The organism is Stagnihabitans lacustris (assembly GCF_025950525.1).
Classification (GTDB): domain Bacteria; phylum Pseudomonadota; class Alphaproteobacteria; order Rhodobacterales; family Rhodobacteraceae; genus Stagnihabitans.
On the sequence record NZ_JAPDGS010000011.1, the window covers coordinates 1 to 23,549 of the forward strand.

At 64.8% G+C, this 23,549-nt stretch carries 21 protein-coding genes; 12 read left to right on the top strand and 9 right to left on the bottom strand.

Going from position 1 to position 23,549, the window contains the following annotated elements; translation table 11 throughout:
• Positions 1-255: 255 nt before the first annotated feature.
• Positions 256-1,158, bottom strand: a complete 903-nt coding sequence (gene iolE, locus NX862_RS17660; protein ID WP_264495258.1) for a myo-inosose-2 dehydratase — start codon at positions 1,156-1,158, stop codon at positions 256-258.
• Positions 1,159-1,428: 270 nt separating this feature from the next.
• Here iolE and NX862_RS17665 point away from each other — a divergent pair, with 270 nt between their 5' ends.
• Positions 1,429-3,732: a Tex family protein gene (locus tag NX862_RS17665; RefSeq protein WP_264495259.1), complete on the top strand. Its 2,304-nt coding sequence runs from the start codon at positions 1,429-1,431 to the stop codon at positions 3,730-3,732.
• A gap of 193 nt (positions 3,733-3,925) precedes the next feature.
• On the opposite strand, the gene NX862_RS17670 is transcribed toward NX862_RS17665, so the two are convergent.
• The 3 genes from NX862_RS17670 to hisA all read right to left on the bottom strand — a co-directional run bounded on the left by NX862_RS17670 (position 3,926) and on the right by hisA (position 5,847).
• Positions 3,926-4,231, bottom strand: a complete 306-nt coding sequence (locus tag NX862_RS17670) for a phosphoribosyl-ATP diphosphatase (protein ID WP_264495260.1) — start codon at positions 4,229-4,231, stop codon at positions 3,926-3,928.
• On the bottom strand, positions 4,228-4,989 hold the full coding sequence (gene hisF, locus NX862_RS17675) for an imidazole glycerol phosphate synthase subunit HisF (RefSeq protein ID WP_264495261.1): 762 nt from the start codon (positions 4,987-4,989) through the stop codon (positions 4,228-4,230). Before hisF ends, NX862_RS17670 begins: the two co-directional genes overlap by 4 nt.
• Before the next feature lie 141 nt (positions 4,990-5,130).
• Positions 5,131-5,847, bottom strand: coding sequence for a 1-(5-phosphoribosyl)-5-[(5-phosphoribosylamino)methylideneamino]imidazole-4-carboxamide isomerase (gene hisA, locus NX862_RS17680; protein ID WP_264495262.1), 717 nt, complete (start codon positions 5,845-5,847; stop codon positions 5,131-5,133).
• Positions 5,848-5,973: 126 nt separating this feature from the next.
• Between hisA and NX862_RS17685 the strand changes: the two genes are divergently transcribed.
• Positions 5,974-6,360, top strand: a complete 387-nt coding sequence (locus NX862_RS17685; protein ID WP_264495263.1) for a DUF2147 domain-containing protein — start codon at positions 5,974-5,976, stop codon at positions 6,358-6,360.
• A gap of 28 nt (positions 6,361-6,388) precedes the next feature.
• Here the strand turns inward: NX862_RS17685 and hisH are convergent, their stop codons facing one another.
• Together hisH and hisB are read right to left on the bottom strand one after the other, a co-directional pair.
• Positions 6,389-7,051 carry an imidazole glycerol phosphate synthase subunit HisH gene (gene hisH, locus NX862_RS17690; protein WP_264495264.1) on the bottom strand — a complete coding sequence of 221 codons (663 nt, stop codon included), beginning with the start codon at positions 7,049-7,051 and terminating at the stop codon, positions 6,389-6,391.
• 68 nt (positions 7,052-7,119) lie between these two features.
• On the bottom strand, positions 7,120-7,704 hold the full coding sequence (gene hisB, locus NX862_RS17695) for an imidazoleglycerol-phosphate dehydratase HisB (protein ID WP_264495265.1): 585 nt from the start codon (positions 7,702-7,704) through the stop codon (positions 7,120-7,122).
• 97 nt (positions 7,705-7,801) lie between these two features.
• Here hisB and NX862_RS17700 point away from each other — a divergent pair, with 97 nt between their 5' ends.
• The 4 genes from NX862_RS17700 to NX862_RS17715 are packed head-to-tail and all read left to right on the top strand — an operon-like array spanning position 7,802 to position 12,727.
• Complete coding sequence (locus NX862_RS17700) at positions 7,802-8,749, top strand: acetylxylan esterase (RefSeq protein ID WP_264495266.1); 948 nt, start codon at positions 7,802-7,804, stop codon at positions 8,747-8,749.
• Positions 8,750-8,763: 14 nt separating this feature from the next.
• Positions 8,764-9,795, top strand: coding sequence for a DUF4037 domain-containing protein (locus NX862_RS17705; protein WP_264495267.1), 1,032 nt, complete (start codon positions 8,764-8,766; stop codon positions 9,793-9,795).
• The gene (locus NX862_RS17710) at positions 9,792-10,793 is read left to right on the top strand and encodes a uroporphyrinogen decarboxylase family protein (protein ID WP_264495268.1); all 1,002 of its coding nucleotides are present in this window, start codon (positions 9,792-9,794) and stop codon (positions 10,791-10,793) included. The genes NX862_RS17705 and NX862_RS17710 overlap by 4 nt, the downstream gene beginning before the upstream one ends.
• A gap of 11 nt (positions 10,794-10,804) precedes the next feature.
• Complete coding sequence (locus tag NX862_RS17715) at positions 10,805-12,727, top strand: hypothetical protein (RefSeq protein WP_264495269.1); 1,923 nt, start codon at positions 10,805-10,807, stop codon at positions 12,725-12,727.
• A gap of 4 nt (positions 12,728-12,731) precedes the next feature.
• On the opposite strand, the gene NX862_RS17720 is transcribed toward NX862_RS17715, so the two are convergent.
• Together NX862_RS17720 and NX862_RS17725 are read right to left on the bottom strand one after the other, a co-directional pair.
• On the bottom strand, positions 12,732-14,003 hold the full coding sequence (locus NX862_RS17720) for a sugar isomerase (protein WP_264495270.1): 1,272 nt from the start codon (positions 14,001-14,003) through the stop codon (positions 12,732-12,734).
• A 6-nt stretch (positions 14,004-14,009) separates the two neighbouring features.
• The gene (locus tag NX862_RS17725) at positions 14,010-16,076 is read right to left on the bottom strand and encodes a bifunctional rhamnulose-1-phosphate aldolase/short-chain dehydrogenase (protein ID WP_264495271.1); all 2,067 of its coding nucleotides are present in this window, start codon (positions 16,074-16,076) and stop codon (positions 14,010-14,012) included.
• Between the two features lie 156 nt (positions 16,077-16,232).
• Here NX862_RS17725 and NX862_RS17730 point away from each other — a divergent pair, with 156 nt between their 5' ends.
• Genes NX862_RS17730 through rhaM form a run of 6 tightly spaced genes read left to right on the top strand, consistent with a single transcriptional unit; the run spans position 16,233 to position 21,887 of the window.
• Positions 16,233-17,027, top strand: coding sequence for a DeoR/GlpR family DNA-binding transcription regulator (locus tag NX862_RS17730; protein ID WP_264495272.1), 795 nt, complete (start codon positions 16,233-16,235; stop codon positions 17,025-17,027).
• Positions 17,028-17,049: 22 nt separating this feature from the next.
• Entirely contained in the window at positions 17,050-18,087 is a 1,038-nt protein-coding gene (locus NX862_RS17735; RefSeq protein ID WP_264495273.1) for a rhamnose ABC transporter substrate-binding protein, read from the top strand.
• A 60-nt stretch (positions 18,088-18,147) separates the two neighbouring features.
• Positions 18,148-19,656 (top strand): sugar ABC transporter ATP-binding protein, encoded by a 1,509-nt coding sequence (locus tag NX862_RS17740; RefSeq protein WP_264495274.1) that lies wholly within the window; start codon positions 18,148-18,150, stop codon positions 19,654-19,656.
• The gene (locus NX862_RS17745; protein WP_264495275.1) at positions 19,656-20,639 is read left to right on the top strand and encodes an ABC transporter permease; all 984 of its coding nucleotides are present in this window, start codon (positions 19,656-19,658) and stop codon (positions 20,637-20,639) included. The genes NX862_RS17740 and NX862_RS17745 overlap by 1 nt, the downstream gene beginning before the upstream one ends.
• Position 20,640: 1 nt before the next feature.
• Positions 20,641-21,576 carry an ABC transporter permease gene (locus NX862_RS17750; RefSeq protein WP_264495276.1) on the top strand — a complete coding sequence of 312 codons (936 nt, stop codon included), beginning with the start codon at positions 20,641-20,643 and terminating at the stop codon, positions 21,574-21,576.
• Complete coding sequence (rhaM, locus tag NX862_RS17755; protein WP_264495277.1) at positions 21,573-21,887, top strand: L-rhamnose mutarotase; 315 nt, start codon at positions 21,573-21,575, stop codon at positions 21,885-21,887. The genes NX862_RS17750 and rhaM overlap by 4 nt, the downstream gene beginning before the upstream one ends.
• Before the next feature lie 219 nt (positions 21,888-22,106).
• Here rhaM and NX862_RS17760 read toward each other — a convergent pair whose 3' ends face one another.
• The gene (locus tag NX862_RS17760) at positions 22,107-23,435 is read right to left on the bottom strand and encodes an FGGY-family carbohydrate kinase (RefSeq protein WP_264495278.1); all 1,329 of its coding nucleotides are present in this window, start codon (positions 23,433-23,435) and stop codon (positions 22,107-22,109) included.
• Positions 23,436-23,549 lie beyond the last annotated feature (114 nt).

The window sequence follows — 23,549 nt, forward strand, 5'->3', positions numbered from 1 at the left end:
ACCCTCCCGGGGCGTCCCCATGAGATTCGGGGAGGGTGTGAAACCCTCCCGGGGCGTCCCCATGAGATTCGGGGAGGGTGTGAAACCCTCCCGGGGCGTCCCCATGAGATTCGGGGAGGATATGAATTCCTCCCGGTGTATCCGCAAAAGACCGGGGAGGATGTGAAACCCACCCGGTTTATCCGCCAGTGCGGCGTTCACCGCAAAAGGGCTCTGCTTCCGCCGCGTAGCCCGGGGTATACCCCGGGGCCTGGCTTACGAGACGACCTGATAGCCCGCAGCCGCCATGACGCGGTGCAGCTCTTTGTTGCCCTTGGTCGACCATTCCAGCGGCGGAGCCTTTTTCGGGTCCTGTTCCGCCTCGACGACGAACCAGCCCTCATAGCCATACGACGCCAGGCGCTTCACGATGGTTTCGAAGTCCAAAGACCCGTCGCCTGGCACGGTGAAAGCGCCTTTCATGACGGCATCAAGAAAGGACTCCTGCGTGCGGTCAAGGGCGTTGATGACCTCCATCCGGACGTCCTTGGTGTGGACATGCGTGATCCGGGCATGGTGGTTGTCGATGGCGCGCAGGCAATCGCCGCCGGCAAAGGCCAGATGCCCCGCATCGAACAGCAGCGGGATGCCCGCGCCGGAGTGCGTCATGAAGAGGTCAAGCTCTGCCTCGGTCTCGACCACGGCGGCCATGTGGTGATGATAGGACAGCGGCATCCCCTGTTCGGCGCACCATTCGCCAAAGGTCGTCATGTTGCGGGCATAGACCTTCATCTGGTCTTCATCCAGCTTGGGCTTGGTCGCCAGCGGCTTGGACCGATCGCCCTGGATCGACCGCGCGACCTCGCCATAGACGATGCAGGGCGCGCCTGCCGCCTTGAACAGCGCCATCTGAGCTGCGATGCGGTCCTTGTTTTCCGCGATATCGCCTTCCAGGATGGTCCCCGAGAACCAGCCGCCGCAGACCGACATAGTGTGCGCCTTCAGGATCGGCCCCAGCTCGGCATAGTCCATCGGAAAGCGCCGTCCCGTCTCCATGCCGGTATAGCCCGCCACCGAGGCCTGGCGCAGGCACTCTTCCAGCGAGACATCGTCGGACAGTTCCACGAGGTCGTCATTCCACCAGCAGATGGGCGAGATGCCCAGTTTGGCCTTCAGCATGGGTTTCCCTTTCGGTTTGGGTTTGGCGATGGCCTAGCGCAGGGGGTGAGTCGGGGCAAGCGGATTTGGAATGAATATTCCAAAAATGGGCGGGTTTGGTGCGGGATGTGTTGCGCCGGGTGGACAGCGCTGGAGGGGCTGCCTGCCCCTCCAGACCTCCCCGGGAATATTTGGGTCAATGTGAAAGGGCCAAGGTCATGGGTCTGGGGGGGCTTGCGTCCGGGCTTGTGGGGGGCGATGTTCAGCGCCCGCTTGCAAAGGAGTCGTCGCATGGCCATTCGTTCCATTCCCCAGATCATCGCCACCGAGATCGGGGCCGCTGTCGGCCAAGTGACCTCGGCGGTGGAGCTGTTGGACGGCGGCGCGACGGTGCCCTTCATCGCGCGCTATCGCAAGGAGGTGACGGGGGGCCTGGATGACACCCAGTTGCGGACCCTGGCCGAGCGGTTGGTTTACCTGCGCGAGCTTGCGGCGCGGCGTGAAGCGATTGCGGCATCGATCACCGAACAGGGCAAGATGACCGATGACCTGGCCCGGGCGATTGCGGGTGTTGTGACCAAGGCCGAGTTGGAGGACCTTTACCTGCCCTACAAGGTCAAGCGCCGCACCAAGGCGATGATTGCCCGCGAATTGGGGCTGGCGGGGCTGTATGAGGCCATCTTGGCCGATCGGGGGGCGGACCCGGTGGCGCTGGCGGCGGGGTTTGTCCGCGAGGGTGTGTCGGACACCAAGGCGGCGCTGGAGGGGGCGCGCGATATCCTGGCCGAGGGGCTGTCGGAGGATGCGGGCCTGTTGGGCCGTTTGCGCGATCATATGAAGAAGGTGGGGGTTCTGTCCGCCAAGATGGTCGCGGGCAAGGAGACCGAGGGCGAGAAGTTCCGCGATTACTTTGCCCATCAAGAGCCCTGGGGCCTGGCGCCCTCGCATCGGGTGCTGGCGATGCTGCGCGGGCAGAATGAGGGGATGCTTTCGGTCGATCTGGAGGTGGACCCCGAGGCGCCCAAGGGCGAGAGCCCCTGTGAGCGGGCTTGTGGGGCGGTGTTGCGCGCCGAAGGCCGGGGCCCGGGGGACAAGTGGCTGCGCGAGGCGGCGGCCTGGGCGTTTCGGATCAAGATCAGGACCTCTTTGGTGCTGGACCTGATGGGAGAGCTGCGTGAGAAGTCCGAGGCCGAGGCGATAAGGGTCTTTGCCCGCAACCTGAAGGACCTTTTGCTGGCCGCACCTGCTGGGGACAAGGCGACGCTGGGCGTGGACCCGGGCATCCGCACGGGGTGCAAGCTGGCGGTGGTGGACGCGACAGGCAAGGTGCTGGCGACCGACACGATCTATCCGTTCCAGCCGAAGAATGATGTGCGCGGCGCGACCGCGACGCTGGCGCGGTTGGTGGTGGCGCATGGGGTCAAGCTGATTGCCATCGGCAATGGGACGGCGTCTCGTGAGACGGAAAAGCTGGTGGCGGATATGCTGGCTTTGCTTCCCCCGGATTCATCGCGCGAGAAGCCCGCCAAGGTCGTGGTCAGCGAGGCGGGCGCCTCGGTCTATTCGGCCAGCGAACTTGCGGCGCTGGAATTTCCGGAGCTGGATGTGTCCTTGCGCGGGGCTGTGTCGATTGCGCGGCGGTTGCAGGACCCGCTGGCGGAACTGGTCAAGATCGAGCCCAAGGCGATCGGCGTCGGCCAGTATCAGCATGACGTCGATCAGGGGCGGCTGGGCAAAAGCCTGGGCGAGGTGGTCGAGGATGCGGTGAACGCGGTGGGGGTCGAGTTGAACACCGCCTCTGCGCCCTTGTTGGCGCGGGTTTCGGGCCTGTCAGAGGGCCTCGCGCGGGCCATCGTGGCGCATCGCGATCAGAACGGGCCGTTTCGCAGCAGGCGTGAGCTGTTGAAGGTCGCCCGGCTTGGCCCCAAGGCCTATGAGCAGGCGGCGGGGTTCTTGCGCATCCGGGACGGGGCAGAGCCGCTGGACGCAAGCTCGGTCCACCCCGAGGCCTATGACGTGGCGCGCAAGATCGTGGCCTCCTGTGGGCGCGACATCCGCAGCCTGATGGGGGACGCAGGGGCGCTGAAGGCCTTGAACCCGCGGGCCTTTGTCGACGAGAAATTCGGCCTGCCCACGGTGCAGGACATCCTGTCCGAGCTGGAAAAGCCCGGTCGTGACCCGCGGCCCGAGTTCAAGACCGCGACCTTTACCGAGGGCGTCGAAGAGATTAAGGACCTGAAGGTCGGGATGCTTTTGGAGGGCACGGTGACCAATGTGGCGGCCTTTGGCGCCTTTGTCGATGTGGGGGTGCATCAGGATGGGCTGGTCCATGTCAGCCAGCTGGCCGACCGTTTCGTCAAGGACCCCCATGAAGTGGTCAAGGCCGGCGACGTCGTCAAGGTGCGCGTGGTCGAGGTCGATGTGGCCAGGAAGCGCATTGCCTTGACGATGAAGAAGGACGGTGGGGCCTCGGCCTCTGCCGAGCGGTCCGAGAGGGCTGCGCCAAAGGACCGCGCAAAAGGGCCGATGCAGGCCGCGCCGAAATCCACGGGCGGCGGGGCGTTTGACGCCTTGCGCGACAAGTTCAAACGGTAGGGGGGAATTCCCCGCGCGGTCTGAGGATTGCTTGCGCAATCCACCGCCCCCCCGGGGAGGGGGCGCGGCCTGCTGCGCAGGCCGCGGTGGGGGGCGCTTCTTGCGGGCTTCCGCCCGCCTTGGCAGGACCGTGGACGCGCTTGTGGAGCCAGTGCAGGGCGGGGTTCACCCCGCCGCCCCTCAGCGGGCGGCTTTAGCGGGCGGCTTTTTCGGCCAGGCCGGATTGCGCCTCGCGGCGGGTCAGTTCGGCTTCGACCTCGTCCAGTGTGATGTCCCGGGCGGCCAGCATCACCAGCAGGTGGTAAAGCACATCCGCCGCCTCGGCGATGAGCTTGGGCCGGTCGCCCTTGACGGCCTCGATGATGGCCTCGATGGCCTCTTCGCCGAATTTCTCGGCGCATTTCTCGGGACCCTTGGCCAAAAGCTTGGCGGTCCAGGACGAGTCGGGCGAGGCGCCTTTGCGGGCTGCAATCGTGGCCGCGAGGTTGGCAAGCGTCATGACAGCCTCATGGGAATGCCGGCGGCCTGCATATGGGCCTTGGCCTGACCGATCGTATAGGTGCCGAAGTGGAAGATACTGGCGGCCAGCACGGCAGAGGCGCCGCCCTGGGTGACGCCCTCGACCAGGTGGTCCAGCGTGCCCACGCCGCCGCTTGCGATGACCGGGACCGGGACCGCGTCGGAAATCGCCCGCGTCAGGGGCAGGTTATAGCCGCCCTTGGTGCCGTCGCGGTCCATGCTTGTCAAAAGGATCTCTCCGGCGCCCTTTGCGGCCATCATCACGGCAAATTCGACCGCGTCGATGCCGGTCTCTTTGCGGCCGCCATGGGTAAAGATCTCCCACCGTCCGGGTGCCACGGTCTTGGCGTCGATGGCCACCACGATGCATTGCGACCCAAAGCGCGAGGCCGCCTCGGCCACCACATCGGGGTTCGCCACAGCGGCGGAGTTGAAGGACACCTTGTCCGCCCCCGCCAACAACAGCGCCCGCACGTCGTGATGGCTGCGCACGCCGCCGCCCACCGTCAGCGGCATGAAACACTGTTCCGCCGTGCGGGTGACAAGGTCGAACATCGTCCCGCGGTTCTCATGGGTCGCGTGGATGTCCAGGAAACACAGCTCGTCCGCGCCCGCCGCATCATAGGCGCGCGCGGCCTCGACCGGGTCGCCCGCGTCGATCAGGTTGACGAAATTCACGCCCTTGACCACGCGGCCATCGGCGACATCAAGACAGGGGATCAGGCGGGTTTTCAGCATGGCGAGGGTTTAGCCGGAAATGCCCGCGCGGGGAAGGGGGCCTTGCCAGCCGGGCTCTCTTTCACATTTGCCCAAATACTCCCGCCGGAGGCATCTTCGCGCCGAGCCCGATAGCCCAGGGCCGCAAGGCCAGCCGCGCCTTCAGGTCAGCGCCCGAAGCGCCTCCGCAAGGTCAATCGCCCCGTCATACAGCGCCCGGCCCGAGATGGCGCCCGCAATCACCCCGGTGGCCTTCAGCGCCTGCAGGTCCGCCATCCGGGAGACGCCACCGCTGGCGATCACCGGGATCGTCACCGCCCGGGCCAGAGCCTCGGTTGCCTCGATGTTCGGGCCCTGCATCGCGCCATCCCGGTCGATGTCGGTATAGATGATCGCGGCCACGCCGGCGTCTTCGAAGCTGCGCGCAAGGTCGGTGGCCTGGACATTGGTTTCCGTGGCCCAGCCCTTGGTGGCCACGAACCCCTTGCGGGCGTCGATGCCCACGGCGACCTGTCCGGGGAAGGCTTTTGCCGCCTCACGAACCAACCCGGGGTTTTCGACAGCCACGGTGCCAAGGATCACACGGGCGAGGCCCTTTTCCAGCCACATGGCAATCGTCGCCATATCCCGGATGCCGCCACCCAGCTGCGCCGGGACCGTGATGGCGGCCAAAATCGCCTGAACCGCGGCGCCATTCACCGGTGTTCCGGCAAAGGCGCCGTTCAGGTCGACCAGATGCAGCCACTGGCAGCCCGCCTGTTCGAATTTCAACGCCTGGGCTGCGGGATCGGTGCCAAAGATCGTGGCCTCTGACATCTCGCCGCGCAACAGCCGCACGCAATTGCCGTCCTTGAGGTCGATGGCGGGGTAAAGGATCATGGGGGCCTCCTGTTTGGCCGCGGGTTTAGGGTTCTGTGGTCCAAGGCGCAAGACGCAGCGTCAAGCTTTACAGGGGGAAATTGTGCGCCATTCTGGGTCCGGACTTCTGGGAGCGCGGAGGATATCATGAGAAAACTGATACTGGCTTTGGTGATGATGGCGGGTCCAGCTATGGCGGACCCGGTCGAGGGGCTGTGGAAGACCAAGCCCGATGACAATGGCAACTTCGGCCACGTGAAGATCGCGACCTGTGGCGCGGCGCTGTGCGGGACGCTGGTTCAGGCTTTCGACAGCACGGGGGCCAAGCGGGAAAGCGAGAACATCGGCCGTCAGATCGTCTGGGACATGATGCCAGCGGGCGATGGGTCCTATGCCGATGGCCAGATATGGGCGCCCGACCGCGACAAGACCTATGCCGCCAAGATGAGCCTTGCGGGCGATGCTCTGTCGGTCTCGGGCTGTGTCATGGGGGGCATGATCTGCCGGGCCCAGGACTGGAGCCGGGTGAAGTGATCAGAGTTTCCCCGTTACGGCTTCCCCGTTACGGCTTCCATGTCAGGAAATTCGCGATCAGCCGCAGGCCGGCGGCTTGGGATTTCTCGGGGTGGAACTGGGTGCCGAACAGGTTGTCACGGCCGACGATGGCCGTGACATCGCCCGCGTAATCCACATGGGCCAGGCGATGCGCCGGGTTTGCCACCTTGAAGTGGTAGGAATGGACGAAATAGGCGTGGTCGCCCGTCGATAGCCCCGCAAGGCAGGGGTGCGCCCCAGAATATTGCGCCCCAGAGCCTTGCGCATCAAGGATCAGGTCGTTCCAGCCCATATGGGGAACCTTCAGGCTGGGGTCGGCTGGGGTGATCCGCGTGACCTCTCCGCCGATCCAGTCGAAACCGGGGGTGGGTTCATACTCCAGCCCGCGCGTCGCCAGCATCTGCATCCCGATGCAAATGCCCATGAAGGGGCGGGCCTTGGCTGTCACGGCCTCATGGATCGCCTCAAACAGCCCGCCATGGTCGCCCAGAGCCTTTCGGCAGGACGGAAAGGCCCCGTCACCCGGCAGAACAATACGGTCGGCGCGGGCCACATCCTCGGGGCGGGAGGAGACGAGGATCTGGCCCCCGGTCTCGGCCGCCATGCGCTCGAAGGCCTTTTGGGCGGAGTGCAGGTTGCCGCTGTCGTAATCTATAAGGACGGTCAACATTCGGATGGGCCTTTGCGGGCGGATGCCGGGGCCTCCGGCGGGAGATATTTGGGTCAGTATGAAAGACTTTAGAGCGCGCCTTTGGTGGAAGGCAGGGCGTCGTTCCTGGGGTCTTTTTCCACCGCCATGCGCAGGGATTTGGCGACGGCCTTGAAGGCGGCCTCGGCGATGTGGTGGCTGTTGAGGCCGTGGCGGCGGTCGATATGCAGCGTGATGCCGCCATGGGTGGCCAGCGCCTGAAAGAACTCGCGCACCAGTTCGGTGTCGAAACTGCCGATTTTCGCGGTCGGGAAGGGCAGGTCGCAGATCAGGAAGGGCCGGGCCGAGATGTCCAGCGCGCAGGCCACCTGGGCGTCGTCCATGGCCAAGGCGAAATGGCCATAGCGGCGGATGCCCTTTTTGTCGCCGACCGCTGCCGCGATGGCCTGGCCGATAGCGATGCCGGTGTCTTCGACCGTGTGGTGGTCGTCGATATGCAGGTCGCCCTTGGCGCGGATGGTCATGTCGATGAGGGAATGCTTGGCCAATTGGTCCAGCATGTGGTCAAAGAACCCCACGCCGGTCTGGATGTCGGACTTGCCCGTGCCATCCAGGTCAAGCGTCACCTCGATGGCGGTCTCATTCGTCTTGCGGGAGATGGTGGCCTTGCGCATGTCGGTCTCCTTTGGGGGTGCTTATAGGGTGCCAAGGGGGCGCTGAAAAGGCTGGAATATGGGGTGATTCTGGGGTCAAGTGGCCTTGGAGGTGTCCATGCCCTTTCCCGATCTTTCCCCCGAGGCGGTGGCAGGCTATCGCAGCCCCGCCACGGCGCCCGAGGATTTCGACGCCTTTTGGGCCGCGACCCTGGCCGAAGGGCGCAGCCATGACCTTGGCCTGGTGCGGCACCTGCACGAGGCCGGCCCGGTGTTTCGCATCGAGGACATCCGCTTTGCCGGATATGGCGGGCATGAGGTGCGGGCCTGGCTGATTGCGCCGCCGGGGGCCACCTCGGTCGTCGTCAAGTATATCGGCTATGGCGGCGGGCGGTCCTTTGCCCATGAGCATCTGTTCTGGCCCGCCACGGGGCGCGCGGTCCTGGTGATGGACACCCGCGGTCAGGGCAGCACCTGGGCCATGGGTGAGACGCCGGACCCCCAGGGCTCTGATCCCGCGCATCCTGGCTTTATGACGCGGGGCATCAGGCGGCGCGAGGACTACTATTACCGCCGCGTCTTTTCCGATGCCGTCCGTGCGGTCGAGGCGGCGCGAGCCCTGGGGTTCAACCGGATCGCTGTCACAGGCGGCAGCCAGGGCGGCGGCATTGCTTTGGCCGTGGCGGGGCTGATGCCGGGGCTTTCGGGTGTCATGCCGGATGTGCCTTACCTGTGCGACTTCTGGCGCGGGGTGACGGTGGCGACGCGCGACCCTTACCTTGAAATCGCGCGCTATCTGGCGGTGCATCGCGGCGCGGAGGCGGCGGTGTTCCACACCCTGTCCTATTTCGACGGCGTCAATTTCGCGGCCCGGGCCACGGCGCCTGCGCTGTTCTCGGTCGGGCTGATGGACACGGTCTGTCCGCCCTCGACGGTTTACGGCGCCTTTAACGCCTATGGCGGGCCGAAGGACATGGCGCGCTATGTCTTCAACGACCACGAGGGCGGGGGGCCGTTTCAAGAGATGCGGCAAAAGGATTGGTTGGCGGGGGTGATGCCCGCGTGACCTGAGGAGGAGGCATGAGCACGATCATCGCAGAGAGCCGCGCCTTTTGGGAGGAGGTCGTGCGGCCCTCGTTGGAAGGTTTCCCGCTGGAGCAGATGGCGGCGGGGTTCTTTGGCTATGGGTCAGATGTGCTGGGGCTGGACGACCAGTATTCGACCGACCACCACTTTGGCCTGCGGGTGAATATCCTGCTGCCTCAGGCTCTTATGCCTCAGGTGCCCGCCATCGAAGCGGCCCTGGCGCGCCTGCCTGCCACCTGGCGGGGGCGCGACCTTGGGGTCATGTATTCCCGCACGCGGGGTGTGACGGTGGCGAGCCTTGAAAATCACCTGATGTCGACCATCGGGCTGGATCACCCGCCCGCGACGCTGGCCGAATGGCTGTCCATCCCCGAAGAGGATGTCACCCATGTCGTGGCCGGAGAGGTCTGGCACGATCCCTGTGGCCGCTTTACGGCGGTGCGGACCGCGCTTCAGGCCTATTATCCCGAGCCCGTCCGCCTGCGCCGCCTCGCGCATTGGTCGCGGTATTTCTCCGGCATGGGGGTCTATGCGCTAAAACGCGCCATCCTGCGCGAGAACTGGCTTTACGCCAGCACCACCTTTGCGCGGTCCCTGCGCTGGGGGGTGCAAATGGCCTTCCTTCTGGACCGCCAGTATTACCCTTACGACAAATGGCTGACCGTCGCCTTTGAACGCCTGCCGCGGATGGGGGCCCGTCTGGCCGCCATCGTCGACGAGGCACCCCGGCTGGAGACGCCTTGGCCGCGGAAACTGGAGCTGCTGCACCAGATGTCGGATATCCTGGATCAGGCCATGGTCGAAGACGGGCTGATCGCGCCGCATCCGCGCTACAAGGTCTCGGACACCTCGGGCTATCGGCTTTTGGAATCGGCCTATGCCGAGTTGATCCAGAAATGCCCGGCCGAGATACAAACCCTGATCCCACAATGGGAACAGGTGCATTGGGAAAGCTTTCACTCGGCCTTTGTCGCCGGGGTGGATTTGGCCGACTGGCGACACATGCTGGTCCTGGAGGAAGAATGAACGCCCTGACGATGACGGGCCGGGACCGGGTCCTGGCGACTTTGGCGCGACGTCCGGTGGACCGCACGCCGATCGACTGCTGGCTGTATCAAAAGCAGTTCGTCGAACGGCTGGCCGCCGATTATGGCCCGCGCGAAAAGTTCATCGAGGAATTCGGCGTCGATGTTTTTGTCGGCCTGATGCCCTATCCCAACCAATACGGGAAACGGTTCGACATCAGCGAATTGGCAAGCGTGCCGCTGGAGGACCCGCGCGATCCGAAATGGCTGGGGTTTTCCGACTGGAACTATGACTTCGGCGGCGTGAACATCCGCACCGCCTTGGCCGATCACCATGGCAAAAGGGCGGTGCTGGCCCATGTCTGGGGCATGGTGGAGGGGACCTCGTCTTTCTTGGGGATCGAGAATTGCTGGATGCATCTGGGCGGTCAGCCCGACAAGATGGCCGCCCATTTCGACCGCTATGCCGATTGGCTTTGCGTTCAGGTGGATCAGTTGGTTGAGGCCGGGGTGGATATGATGACCCTGTCCGATGATTGGGGGTCCAATGGCACGATGCTGTTCAACCCCAAGGCCTGGCGCAAGCTGATCAAACCCTATGCCGGGCGCGTGGTCGCCCACGCGCGGTCGCTGGGGCTGCCGGTAAACCTTCACTCCGATGGTTATATCCTGCAGATCGTCGATGACGTGATCGAGATGGGGTTTTCCTCCTGGCATCCGGTGCAGGAAAGCGCGGGCATCGACCCGGCCGAGGTCAAGGCGAAATGGGGTGACAAGATCACGATCTATGGGTCGCTGGACGTGGTGGACGGCCTGCTGAAGTATGATGGCGACGAGCTGGACGACTACATCACCCAGCGCTTCCACATCTATGCGCCGGGCGGCGGGTTCATCTTCAACGGCGGGCATTTCATCCAGCCCGATATCCCACCTCTGCGGCTGGTGCGCGCCTACCGCCTGGTGAGCGAGCTGGCCAAGCAATACCGGACCTTGCCGTGAGCAACGGGGCCGTGACAGACCCTTTCGCCCCGGGCCAAGCGCTGGAAGGCGCCTTCTGGATCGGGTCGGACCATCCTTTCGACCTGCAGGAATGTTATCTGGTCTTTCGCAGGCATATCACCCTGACCGAAGTGCAGGGCCGCTTTGTCATCGCCTGTGACCACCGTTACAGGCTTTTCGTCAACGGCCAGCACATCGCCCGCGGCCCTTGCCGGTCCTGGCCGCAAGCCATGGCGTGGGACGACCACGACATCGGCCATGCGCTGAAGCCCGGCGTCAATCTGCTGGAGGTCCGGACCTATTCCCCCGGCTATTCGCATTTCGCCCATGTGACCCGGGCCGCGACGGCCTGGATCGGCGGCATGGCGGGGGCGCCCTCGGACAAGGGCTGGCAGGTCGCGCGCGATCGAAGCTATGCCGCAGAGGTCCCCCGCGTGTCGATCTATGGCACGGGGGGCGAGGATCACCGCCCCCGCGCCCTGACCTTCGCCCCCGCCCGCATCGTCCAGCCGCCCGAGGGGCCTTTGTGGCAGGGTCTGCACCCGCGCCCCCTGCCTCTGTTGCGCGAAGAGGTCCGGCCGCTGACCCCCTGGAAGATCCTGTCCGCGCCCTTGCCCCAGGCCGAGGGCGACGCCCATGATCAGATCCGCGCTTCCTATGCGCCGGGAGAAGGGCTTCTGACGATCTATGACCTGGGGTCCTCGCTGACCCTGGCGCCCGAGGTCATGATCGACGGCCCCGGAACCCTGCTGATCTCTTACGCCGAAAAGCTGGCAGGGGACCTGCCGCTGATCTCGGACCCTGCGACCTATTGCCGGATGCGCGTCACCGACCGTTACGCGCTGACCCCCGGGCCGAACCGGGTCGAACCCTTTACCCCCCGTGGCGCGCGGTATCTGCTGCTATTGTCCGATGCCGCCCCCCGGGTGCAGGCCCGCAGCACGCATTACCCTTTCACGCCAAGGGATTATCCCGACCAGGGCGCGCTGAACCCGGTGGTGGACACCTGCCGCCGCACCACGCTGGCCTGTCTGCAGGATGGCTTTGTCGACAGCATCTGGCGGGAAAGCTCGGGCTGGTTGGGCGATGCGGTGCCTCAGGCGCTGGCCTTTTCGGCCATCAGTGACGACCCAAGGCCGCTGAAATTCGCGCTGGAGATGGCGGCGCTGGGCGCGGCGGCGGATGGGGTTCTGCCCTCGATCCTGCCGGGCGATGTGCCGTCTTATGTCGTCACCGACTACAATTTCTCATGGGTCGAGCTGTTGGACCTTTACCTGTCCCACCCGGACGCCACGCCCGGCACGCTGGACCGCCTGGCGCCCGTGCTGCACAAGATGCTGGGCCGCTTTCAACATGACCTGAGGGACGGCCTGACCCACAGCCAACCGGGGCGGCGGCTGTTCCTGGATTGGTCGCCCATGAGCCGGGCGGAACCCAACCTGACCTACAACCTGCGCTATCTTTATGCGCTGCAGATTGCGCATCGCCTGACAGGGCGCTGGGGGCCAGAGGCCGCGGCGTTGCAACAGGCGATCCGCCGCCTTGGGCCTGGCCCCGATCAAGAGGGGTGGCGCGAAAGCCCGGGCGGCGCGCCGGCCAGCCAGTTGGCCCTGGCCTTTCTGTCACTGACCGACACCGCCCATGACCCCGAGGCGATCATCGCGGCCAGCTTGGGGCCAGATTTGGGGCCGGATTTTGGGCCTGATTCGGGTCAGTGCGCCACCCGCGCCTCGCCCTTCATGCATCACTATGTCTTTGCCGCCTTGCACAAGGCCGGGCGCGGGCAGGCGATCCGCGCCATTATCCAAAGGCTTTGGGGGCCGTGGGGCGACATGCCCACGACCCCCGAAAACTGGGACAGCTCTTTCCCCGACGGCTCTGCCTGCCATGGGTTCAGCGCGCATCCGCTGTATTGGCTGCGCGCAACCTCTTGACCGGTCACACGATCCCCGACGAGGCCCCCTTGACCGCCGGGCGCTCGACCGCCTTGGCCGCGCGGTAGCCGCTGGCGCGGTAGGTCGCGATCGGGTCAAAGGCCCCGCCTTGGCGCATCCGCGCTTCGGCCAGGATCGGCGACACATCGGTCACATAGGCCGCCTTCAGGATGCGATGCGCGCCCAGGACGTCGTTCATCGCCTGCGCCTCGGCCAGGGCCTTGCGGTCCACCAACCGCGCCTGGACATGCGCCCGGGCGATCTCGATGGCGGACCCCATCAGGCTTTCGATCGGATCGGTCACATTGTGGCTTTGGTCGATCATATAGGCCAGGTCCAGCTTGCCCGCGCCCTCGATCAACTCGTTGAACACAAGGAACAACCGGAAGGGATCGACCGCGCCCGCATCCAGATCATCGTCGCCATATTTCGAATCGTTGAAGTGAAAGCCCGCCAGCTTGCCCGCATGGATCAGCCGCGCGACGATCTGTTCGATATTGGTGTTGGGCGCGTGGTGGCCAAGGTCGACCAGACATTTCGCCTGCGGACCCAAGGCCTGCGCGGCCATCAGGCTTGACCCCCAATCGCTGATCACCGTCGAATAGAAGGCCGGCTCATACATCTTGTGTTCGATGAACATCGACATCTGGGCGGGCAGGGCGGCATAGATTTCCGCCGCCGAGTCGAGGTAACTGCGGAACATGCCCCCCAGGCTTTGCTGGCCCGGAAAGTTGGTGCCGTCGCCGACCCAGACCGTCAGCGCGCTAGAGCCAAGGGCCGTGCCGATCTCGATACATTCGATGTTATGCGCGATGGCCAGCGCCCGCGCCTTGGGATCGGCGGCCGCGAGGGAGCCGAATTTATAGCTCGCCTCCTGGTCAAGCTGGTCCTGAAAGGTGTTCGAGTTGATCGCATCGAAGCCCAGGCCATAGGACGCGGCCTCTTGGCGCAGCGCGTTATAATCGCTGACCTTGTCCCAGGGGATATGCGGGCTGACGGTCCGCGTGCCCCGCGTCAGGGCCTGGATCACGCCGCAATCGGCGAGTTTGTCATGGATGTTGCGCGGCTCTCCGACGCCCGGAAAGCGCGCGAACCGCGTGCCGCCGGTGCCCACGCCCCAGGTTGGGATGGCCACCGACCAGGCCATCGCGGCCTGGGTTGCCGCCTGAATGTCCAGACCGCGGCGGGCCAGTTGCCGGCCCAGGCTGGCAAAGTCGTCCTCATGCGCGGCCTGCGCCGCATGGTTCATCTGACCGATCAGATCGCTGGAAATCATCGCCTGTTACCTCGTGAAGGACACGGCATTGCCCGCGTCCACGTTCAGGAAATTGCCGGTGGACTTGTTCGACAGGTCGCTGGCAAAGAAATAGACCCCCTCGGCGATGTCCTCGGGGAAAACCGACCGCTGCAGAAGGGAGCGTTTGCGGTAATGGTCCTCCAGCTGATCGACGCTGATCTTGTTGCTGGCGGCGCGCTGCTGGCTCCATTCGCCGGCCCAGATTTTGGACCCGCGCAACACGGCATCGGGATTGACCACATTGACGCGGATGCCCAAGGGCGCGCCCTCCAAAGCCATGCAGCGGGCCAGGTGGATTTCCGCCGCCTTGGCCGTGCAATAGGCGCTGGCGCCCGGGCTGGCTGCGACCCCGTTTTTCGACGCGATAAAGACCATCGACCCGCCGATCCCTTGGTCCTTCATGATCCGATAGCCCTCGCGGCCGACCAGGAAATAGCCGGTCGACAGGATGTCCATCGTCTTGTTCCACATGGCCAGGGTCGTATCTTCGACCGGAGCGGCCGTGGTGATCCCCGCATTGTTCACCACGATATCGACGCCGCCAAAGGCCAGAACCGTCGCCTCGAAGGCCTGGGTCACGGCGTCCTCTGAAGTCACGTTCATCAAGACGCCGCGCACCATGTCGCGGCCGTATTTCTTGCCGAAACCGGTGACGACTTCATCCAAAGAGTCCTGGTCGATATCGGCCAGCACGACATTGCAGCCCTCACGCAAGAGCCGGTCCGCCGAAGCCGAGCCGATGCCGCCCGCCCCCCCGGTGATAAAGGCCACGCGGCCCGCAAGCGACTTCGGCTTCGGCATCCGTTGAAGTTTCGCTTCCTCCAGAAGCCAGTATTCGATGTCGAAGGCCTCTTGCTCCGGCAGGCCCTGATAGACCGACACGCCCGACGCCCCCCGCATCACATTGATGGCGTTCAGGTAGAATTCCGCAGAAATCCGCGCCGTGGCCTTGTCCTTGGCGAAAGAGATCATGCCGACCCCCGGCACCAGATAGATCACCGCATTGGGGTCGCGCATGGCCGGCGAGTTGTCATGTTTGCAACGGTCGTAATAGGCCGCGTAATCGGCGCGGTAGCCCTGCAGCGCGGCATCCAGGCCCGCCGCGTCAATGTCAGCCGCGATCACCAGCGGCTTGATCTTGGTGCGCAAGAAGTGGTCGGGACAAGAGGTCCCCATCGGCGCCAAAACCGCAAGCTGCGCCGAATTGACGAACTCCAGCACCGGGCCGGCATCGGTGAAATGCCCGGCCTTCATCTCGGCCCCCGAGATGCGCCCGCGGATCAAGGGCATCAACCGGCGCGCCACCGCCAGACGGTCGGCGCCTGACAGGCTGTCGACCACGGCGCCCCCAAAGGCGGGGGTCTTCTCGTTGGCGGCCAGCCAGACGGCGGCCTTGTTGATGATCTCCAGCGTCAGCGCATAGCAGTCTTCCGCCGTATCGGCCCAGGTGAACAGCCCATGCTGGCCCAGAACGACCCCCTTCAGATCGGGGCGCGCGACCGCCAGATCCCCCAGCTTGATCCCCAGGTCGATCCCCGGACGCTGCCAGGGCAGATAGCCGATCTCGCCGCCGAAAATCTCTTCGGTCAGCCGCACCTGATCGGCCGAGGCCGCAATTGCGATCACCGCATCGGAATGGACATGATCGACATGGGCTTTCGGCACAAAGCCATGCAACCAGGTGTCAATCGACGGCGCCCGCGGGTTCAGGTTGAAGATGCAATGGCCAAGCGCCTCGACCATGGCGTCCTCTTGGTCCAGCCCGCGATACTGCGCGCGCAACTGCCCCAGCTTTTCCATATACAGCGTCGCAAAGCCGTCCAGCTTCATCGACCCGATATCCCCGCCCGAGCCCTTGACCCAAAGGACCTGCACCGAAGCCCCGGTCAGCGGGTCCTTGTGGGCCACCTTGGCCGAGGTATTGCCCCCGCCGAAATTGGTGATCCGCAAATCCGAGCCCAGCAGGTTCGAGCGATACAAAAGCTTGCCCGGCTCGTCCAAAGTGGCGGCATGGGCTGCATCCCACAGGTTGGGAAGGGTGATGTCGGTCATGGCATCCATCGCAAAAGGGAAATTCCCTGCAACGGTGGCGTGTAAAACGATCAACGTCAATCACGAAACGTCATTCTGCGTCGCAGAAAATCTTCTGCCATGCAGCATTGCGATTGTTTCTTGACGGATATGAGCGATTCTGACTAGCCTACTGACATGTTAGAAATCGAACGCCAACATCTGATCCTGTCCCGCCTGAAGGACCGCGGCATCGTCCGGGTGGCCGACCTTGTCGCCGTCACTGGGGCATCCGTGGCCACCTTGCGCCGCGATCTGGCCAAGCTGGAGGATACGGGGCAACTGCGCCGTGTCCATGGCGGGGCGGAATCGGTGGCCTCGGGCCAGTCGGAACTGACCGCGCCGACCTTTGGCGCAGGCCAGACGACCAATGCCGATCTGAAACGCGCCATTGCGGCCAAGGCGGCTTCTTTGTGCGAGGATGGCGCCTCGATCATCCTGAACGCCGGATCGACCACCTGGTTCATGGCGCAAAACCTGCGCCAGCATCGGATGCAGGTTCTGACCAACTCTTTCCCCATCGCGCAAGAGCTTGTGGCCAACAGCGCCAACCGCGTCGTCGTCCCGGGCGGCGAGGTCTACCGTGAGGCGGGGATCATCCTGTCGCCCTTTGACGAGGATGCGATCCAGCATTTCGCCGCCGGTGTGATGTTCATGTCCTGCTATGCCATGACCCCCATGGGGGTGATCGAAAGTGATCCGCTGGTGGCGCGGGCCGAGGCGAAACTTCTGTCGCGGGCGGAAAAGCTGATCCTGCTGGTCGACAGTTCGAAATTCGAGGCCCGCGGCAACATGGTGGTTTGCCCCCTGTCGCGCGTCCACACGGTCATCACCGATCCGGGCATCCCCCGGACGATGAAAGAACATCTCGCGGCGCAGGGGGTGGAGGTCCTCATCGTCACGGGTGCGGAGTTGACTCAAACGGCCGCCTGACGGCCATAACGGGAGGAAGACCATGAAGAAATTCGGAATCGCTTTGGGGTTGGTTGCCAGCCTCATGGGCTCGGCCGTCATGGCTGAAGCCATCAAGGCCACGCCGGGCGGCGCGGTGAACCTGGTGCTGCTGCCCAAGTTCCTCGGCATCCTGCCCTTCGATCAGGCCGACCGTGGCGCCCAGGAAGCCGCCAAAGAGCTTGGCAACACCGGCACCTATCAATACATCGGGCCGACCCCGGAAAACTCGGCCGCAGGGCAAATCGAGATGCTGACCACCGCCACGACCCAAAAGCAGGGCGTGGTCATGCTGTCGAACAACGCCGGCGACCAGATCGCCGCCGTGGCCGAGGCCGCGCAGGCTGCGGGCACCAAGGTCGTGACCTGGGACAGCCCGATCCCCTCGGGCAAGGGCGAATCGGTCTTCGTGGCTCAGGTCGATTTCGGGTCCATCGGTGTGGTGATGGCCGATATGGTCATGTCGATGACCGGCGGCGCGGGTGAGTTCGCGGTGCTGTCGGCCTCGCCGGACGCCGCCAACCAGAACGCCTGGATCGAGGCGATGAAGAAGACCCTGGCGGAAGACGCCAAATACAAGGACCTGAAGCTGGTCGATGTCGTCTATGGCAATGACCAGTCGGAAGAATCCTACAACAAGGCCCTGGGTCTGGTCGACAAATACCCCGACCTGAAGGTCATCATGGCGCCGACCACGGTCGGCATCGTGGCGGCGGCCAAGGCCATGCAGGACGAAAAGCTGTGCGACAAGGTCAAGGTGTCGGGTCTGGGTCTGCCCGCCGAAATGGTCAGCTATACGATGAACGGCTGCGCGCCGGAATTCGCGCTGTGGTCCTTCGTCGACCTGGGGTATCTGACCACCTATACCTCTTACATGCTGGCCACCGGTGCCATCAAGGGTGAGGTCGGCGAGACCTTCACCGCGGGCCGCATGGGCGATTTCACCATCGAGGCCGATCCGGGCCGCGAAGGCGCCAAGCGCGTGCTGATGGGGCCCTTCACGGTCTATAACAAGGACAATGTCGAAGCGGCCTCGAAGTAAGTCGCCTGACATCTTCTGTGGCGGGGCCCTGGGGTCCCGCCCTCTTTCCCCCTGACATTGGTGGCCGACTTGACCGTTCTGTCCTTGCAGCACGTCTCGAAAAGCTTTGCCGCGACGGCGGCTTTGAAAGACATGTCCCTGGCCATAGAGCCCGGGGAAATCCATGCCATCGTGGGCGAGAACGGCGCGGGGAAATCCACGCTGATCAAGATCATGACCGGGGTGCATCAGCCCGACCGGGGGGATATTCTGGTGGGCGGCGCCCCTGTCGTCTTGCGCGGCACCCAGGACGCACAAAGCCACGGGATCGCCGCGATCTATCAAGAGCCAATGGTTTTCCCCGATCTGGATGTGGCCGAGAATATCTTCATTTCGAACCGCAACGAGGGCGCGGTGATGAACTGGCGCCGCATGTATGCGCAGGCCGACCAGATCGTGGCGCAACTGGGCGTCAAGCTGGACGTGCGCCGCGCGGCTTCGGGTCTGACGCTGGCCGAACAGCAGACGGTGGAAATCGCCCGGGCGCTGTCGTTGAACGTCAAGGTCCTGATCATGGACGAGCCTACCGCCAGCCTGTCCGCGCATGAGGTTGCCCGCCTTTTGACCATCGCCCGCGCGCTGAAGGCGCAGGGGGTTTCGGTCATCTATATCAGTCATAGGTTGGACGAGATCTTCCAGATCGCCGACCGCGTCACCGTGATCCGCGACGGCAGCCATATTTCCACCCGCCCCATCGCCGAGGTCACGCCCGATGGCCTGGTCCATGACATGGTGGGCCGCGCGATTGACTCCTTTGCCGTCAAGACCGAGGCCAGCCCGCACGGCGCGCCGGTGCTGGAACTGCAGGGCCTTGGCCGCGCCGGGGTCTTTCGCGGCATCCATGCCACGGTCCATGCGGGGGAAGTCCTGTGTTTCGCGGGCCTTGTGGGCGCGCGCCGCACCGATGTGGCGCTGGCGGTGTTCGGCATCGCCCCCGCCACCGAAGGCACGATCCGCATCGACGGCGCCCCCGTGACGATCCGCACCCCTGCCGAGGCGATGGGCCATCAGATCGCCTATGTGTCCGAGGACCGCCGCAAGATGGGCCTGGCCATGAGCCTGCCGATCTTTGCCAATATCTCCTTGGCCAGTCTTCGCAAGCTGATGGGCCTTTTGGGTCTGATCGACCGCAAAGCAGAGCTTGCCATGGCCGAGACCTATCGCAAGCAACTGGCGATCAAGGCGGCCGATACCGGCGTCGAGGTCGGCAAGCTGTCGGGCGGCAATCAGCAAAAGGTCATGCTGGCCAAATGGCTGGAGACCAAGCCGCGCATCCTGATCTTTGACGAGCCGACCCGCGGCATCGACGTCGGCGCCAAGGCCGAGGTCCATAACATCATCCGCACGCTGGCCGGGCAGGGTGTCGCGGTCATCGTGATCTCCTCTGACCTGCCCGAGGTCCTGGCCTTGGCAGACCGCGTGCTGGTGATGCGCGAGGGCACCCAAGCCGGGATATTGCCCATCGCCGAGGCGACACAGGAACGCGTCATCGGCCTTGCTGCGGGCCACGACATAAAAGGAGCCGCCTGATGCATCCGCAAACCCTGCGCATTCTGGCGCTGGCCGTGGCTTTGCTGGCCACGGTGCTGTTTTTCTCGACCCAGATCGACGGATATCTGTCGGCGCGGATGTTCACCCGGATCACGACCTCGGCGGCGGTGATCCTGCCTTTGGCGGTGGCGCAGGCCATCGTTGTCATCACGCGCAACATCGACCTGTCGGTGGGGTCGATCGTGGGGGTGGTCGCCTATATGACCGGCGACATCCTGGGGCAGTTTCCCGACCTGCCGCCGGTGCTGGTCTGTGTGATGGCCATGGGGATCGGGGCCGGGCTTGGCGCGATCAACGGGGTGCTGGTGGCCTGGGGCCGTGTGCCCTCGATCATCGTGACGCTGGGGACACTGGCGCTGTTGCGGTCCTTCCTTGTGGAATATTCCGATGCGCGCACGATCACGACGGCCAGCCTTCCGGCCTGGCTGGTTGACCTTCCGCAGGCCAATGCCTTTTCGGTTTTCGGACTGGATGTGCGGGTGACGGTGGTGCTGGCCTTGGCCTCGGCCGTGGTCATGGGGCTGTGTCTGTCACGGTTGCGGGCGGCGCGGCGGGTCTTTGCGGTGGGCTCGAACCCCGATGCGGCTGTCATGGCGGGGATCAATGCGGGGCAGGTGGTCTTTTGGTCCTTTGTCCTGTCGGGCGCCTTGGCTGGGCTGTCGGGGTTCCTGTTCCTCGCCAAGTTCGGCAATATCACCGTGGTCGCGGGCATGGGGATGGAGCTGAAATCGGTGGCGGCCGTCGTTGTGGGCGGGGTGTCGGTGCTGGGCGGGTCGGGGTCGATGGTCGGCGTGGTGATCGGCACGCTTTTGGTCGACACGATCGACAATTCCCTAACGCGTTGGGAACTGGTGTCCGAGTTCTGGCGCGATGCTTTGCTGGGCTTCCTGATCATGGCGGCGGTGACGGTGGATACGGTCATGTCGCGCCAATTGGGCCGCCTGGCGCGGAAGGAGACCTGAGATGCGCTTGAAGTCGTGGGAGGGTATGCTTGCCCTGTTGTTTCTGGCGACCCTGGCCGCCAATGCGGTTCTGGCGCCAGAGTTCCTGACGCTGCAAAACCAGATCAACCTGTTCCAGCTGTCGATTGAAAAGATCATCCTCGCCCTGGTCATGACCCTGGTGATCCTGAATGCCGAGATCGACTTGTCGGTCAGTTCGGTCCTGGGGCTGTCGGCCTGTGTCTTCGGCTATCTGGTGCATGAGGGGGTGGCCGCGCCCTGGGCCGTGGTCGCGGCGCTGATGGTCGGGCCGGTGGCGGGGTTGATCAACGCGGTCTTGATCGCGCGGATGGGGATACCTTCGCTGGTTGTGACGCTGGCCATGCTGATCATGTTCCGCGGCGTGGCGCGGATATTGGTCAAGGATCAGAGCATGGGGGATTTCCCGCTGTGGTTCACCACGCTGGGGCAAAAGGGGTTTCTGGGGCCGATCCCGCTGTCGCTGTGGCTGTTCCTGGGCTTTTCGGTCGGGCTGGGGGTTCTGCTGCATCGCACGGGGTTCGGGCGTCAGGTCGTGGTGATCGGCACCAATGCCGAGGTGGCGCGGTTCTCTGGCCTGGATGTTGCGCGGGTCAAGACCACGCTTTTCGTCATGGTCTCCAGCATGGCGGCGCTGGCCGGGGTGCTTTATGCGGCCAGGCTGGGGTCGGTGCGGGGCGACGCCGGGGTGGGCTTCGAGCTGGACGTGATCACGATGGTTCTGTTGGGCGGGGTCAGCATCTTTGGCGGCAAGGGCAGCATGGCGGGGGTGATCCTGTCCATATTGATCATCTTGAACCTGCGGAACGGCATGGCCTTGACGAATATCACCGGGCATATCCAGACCGGGGTGATCGGGGTCCTGTTGATCCTGTCGGTGCTGGGGCCGAACCTGTGGGAGAGGGTCAGGAGGGGATGATGCGCCACGCGTTCAAGATGTATCTCAATCCCGGGATGGAGGCGGAATACACCCGCCGCCATGACGCGATCTGGCCAGAGCTGGAGGCGCTGTTGCGCGCGGCCGGGGTGTCGAATTACTCGATCCACCTGGACCGTGAGACAGGGGTTCTGTTCGGCTATCTGGAGCGGCCCGAGGGGCACGGCATGGCCGACCTGCCGTCCCATCCCGTGATGCGCAAATGGTGGGCCTTCATGGGCGACATCATGCGGACCAACCCGGATGGGTCCCCCGTGGCGGTGGACCTGGTCGAGACGTTTTACATGGCGTGAAGGGGGGTCCAGGACCAACCCGAGGCCTGAAAGGCCTCGGGTTGGTCCTGGAGGAAGCGGGGGGCTTGCAGCCCCCCGCACCCCCCGCCTGGAGGGACCCACGGGGCCCCTCCAGACCTCCCCCGGCACATTCCCTGAAACGGCGCGCCAGCGCCGCCCCCTCCCGCGGGACGGAGAGGGGGCGTAAGCCCGCTGTCCGCACCGCGGGAAACCCCCCTCTCAGGTCTGGGACCAAAGTTCGGCAACCCGCGCGCGCCAGTCGGTGATCACCGGGCGCAAGGTTTCATCCGGCAGGATGGCGGCGCGTTCGGCCCGGGCCGCCTGCACCGGGCCCGCCAGCAGCGCCGCGCCAAGCCCGGTGCCCGCCGACTTCCCCGAAGCGATCACCGGGCGCCCCGTGGCCGTGGCCAGCATCACCGCGAAATCCCGGTTGCCGCCAAAGGGCCCCTCGACATGGATCGGCCCCTCGGCCCCGATCAGGCCCAGACATTCCGCCGTCATCAGCCCGGCATACCAACTCGCCGCAAGGCTGCGCTCTGCCGGGCTTTGACCCGGCAGCTCGACCTGCAAAAGCCCCGGGAAAGGCCCACATTCCGGGTGGCGCGAGGGCAGGGGCACCGCCACGGGGCCATTCGCCCCCTCGACCACCACACCGCCGGTCATCTCGTCGAACTCGCGCCCGCCCATATAGCGGGCGGTGGGGGTGGGCTCTCCGCGGGCGTTCACGTTGATCAGCACATCGCGGCGCTGATCCAGCGCCACGCGCCGCCCGCCCAAAGCCATGCAGATCATCCAGGTCCCCGACGAGACCACCGCACAGGGCGCCTCGTCCAGATAGGGCAACAGCGAGGCGTTGGAATCATGCAGGCCGAAATGCACCGGCAGCCCCTTTGGCACGCCCCAGGCTTGCGCCAGGTCATCGCGCAGGGCTGCATGGTCGGCGGCCTTGCGCAGCCCGGGGAACAGACGCTCCCACCTGCCGCTGACCAGCGGCGAAAACCGACCCTCCCAGGGGCTCCAGAGGTCGGTGTGACAGCCCAATGAGGTCGCCTCCGACACCGCCACCCCGGTCAGCCGCATGGCCCAATATTGCGGATACATCAGGCAATGGGCGGCGCGGGCAAAGGCCTTGGGGAAGTGCTTTTCCAGCCAGAAGATCTGCGCCCCAAGGTTCAACCCCAAGGGCAGGCGGGGCGAGCCGGTCTGGGCAAAGGGGGGGCGCAGGTGGGCATAGTCTTCATCCTCGCCGGGGGCTGCGACTTCGTAATCCAGGATCGGCAGGACCAGATCCCCCAGGTCATCGACCAGAGCCGCGCAGGCGCCATGGGTGGTGATCGAGATCGCATCAAGCGGCCCTTCGGCGGCCAGCGCCCGCAGGCTTTCGCCCAAGAAGTCCCAAAGCCGCGCCACATCGTAATGCGGATAGGGATCGGCCTGGATGACCGCATTGGGCGTCTTGAAGACCCGCGTTTCGGCCCCCGTCGCAAGATCGACCCTCAGCACTTTGGCATTGGTCTTGCCAATGTCCAGAACCGCGATATGGCGCATGAAATCCCCCTTCTTCCTCGGGCGGCAGGATAGCCGTAACGGCCCGATTCCCAAAGGATTACGCGGTGAAGGAAGGGTAAAAATCGTGAGGGTCGCGCGGAAATCAAAAGGCGC

Excerpts from the sequence above, each read along its gene's own strand:
- NX862_RS17685 (WP_264495263.1), top strand. The coding sequence starts at position 5,974 with ATGAGAAAACTGATACTGGCTTTGGTGATGATGGCGGGTCCAGCTATG.
- NX862_RS17665 (WP_264495259.1), top strand. The coding sequence starts at position 1,429 with ATGGCCATTCGTTCCATTCCCCAGATCATCGCCACCGAGATCGGGGCC.
- NX862_RS17725 (WP_264495271.1), bottom strand. The coding sequence starts at position 16,076 with ATGACCGACATCACCCTTCCCAACCTGTGGGATGCAGCCCATGCCGCC.
- NX862_RS17730 (WP_264495272.1), top strand. The coding sequence starts at position 16,233 with ATGTTAGAAATCGAACGCCAACATCTGATCCTGTCCCGCCTGAAGGAC.
- NX862_RS17750 (WP_264495276.1), top strand. The coding sequence starts at position 20,641 with ATGCGCTTGAAGTCGTGGGAGGGTATGCTTGCCCTGTTGTTTCTGGCG.
- NX862_RS17700 (WP_264495266.1), top strand. The coding sequence starts at position 7,802 with ATGCCCTTTCCCGATCTTTCCCCCGAGGCGGTGGCAGGCTATCGCAGC.
- hisF (WP_264495261.1), bottom strand. The coding sequence starts at position 4,989 with ATGCTGAAAACCCGCCTGATCCCCTGTCTTGATGTCGCCGATGGCCGC.
- NX862_RS17670 (WP_264495260.1), bottom strand. The coding sequence starts at position 4,231 with ATGACGCTTGCCAACCTCGCGGCCACGATTGCAGCCCGCAAAGGCGCC.
- NX862_RS17710 (WP_264495268.1), top strand. The coding sequence starts at position 9,792 with ATGAACGCCCTGACGATGACGGGCCGGGACCGGGTCCTGGCGACTTTG.
- NX862_RS17760 (WP_264495278.1), bottom strand. The coding sequence starts at position 23,435 with ATGCGCCATATCGCGGTTCTGGACATTGGCAAGACCAATGCCAAAGTG.
- NX862_RS17745 (WP_264495275.1), top strand. The coding sequence starts at position 19,656 with ATGCATCCGCAAACCCTGCGCATTCTGGCGCTGGCCGTGGCTTTGCTG.
- NX862_RS17735 (WP_264495273.1), top strand. The coding sequence starts at position 17,050 with ATGAAGAAATTCGGAATCGCTTTGGGGTTGGTTGCCAGCCTCATGGGC.
- hisA (WP_264495262.1), bottom strand. The coding sequence starts at position 5,847 with ATGATCCTTTACCCCGCCATCGACCTCAAGGACGGCAATTGCGTGCGG.
- hisH (WP_264495264.1), bottom strand. The coding sequence starts at position 7,051 with ATGTTGACCGTCCTTATAGATTACGACAGCGGCAACCTGCACTCCGCC.
- iolE (WP_264495258.1), bottom strand. The coding sequence starts at position 1,158 with ATGCTGAAGGCCAAACTGGGCATCTCGCCCATCTGCTGGTGGAATGAC.
- NX862_RS17705 (WP_264495267.1), top strand. The coding sequence starts at position 8,764 with ATGAGCACGATCATCGCAGAGAGCCGCGCCTTTTGGGAGGAGGTCGTG.
- hisB (WP_264495265.1), bottom strand. The coding sequence starts at position 7,704 with ATGCGCAAGGCCACCATCTCCCGCAAGACGAATGAGACCGCCATCGAG.
- rhaM (WP_264495277.1), top strand. The coding sequence starts at position 21,573 with ATGATGCGCCACGCGTTCAAGATGTATCTCAATCCCGGGATGGAGGCG.
- NX862_RS17720 (WP_264495270.1), bottom strand. The coding sequence starts at position 14,003 with ATGATTTCCAGCGATCTGATCGGTCAGATGAACCATGCGGCGCAGGCC.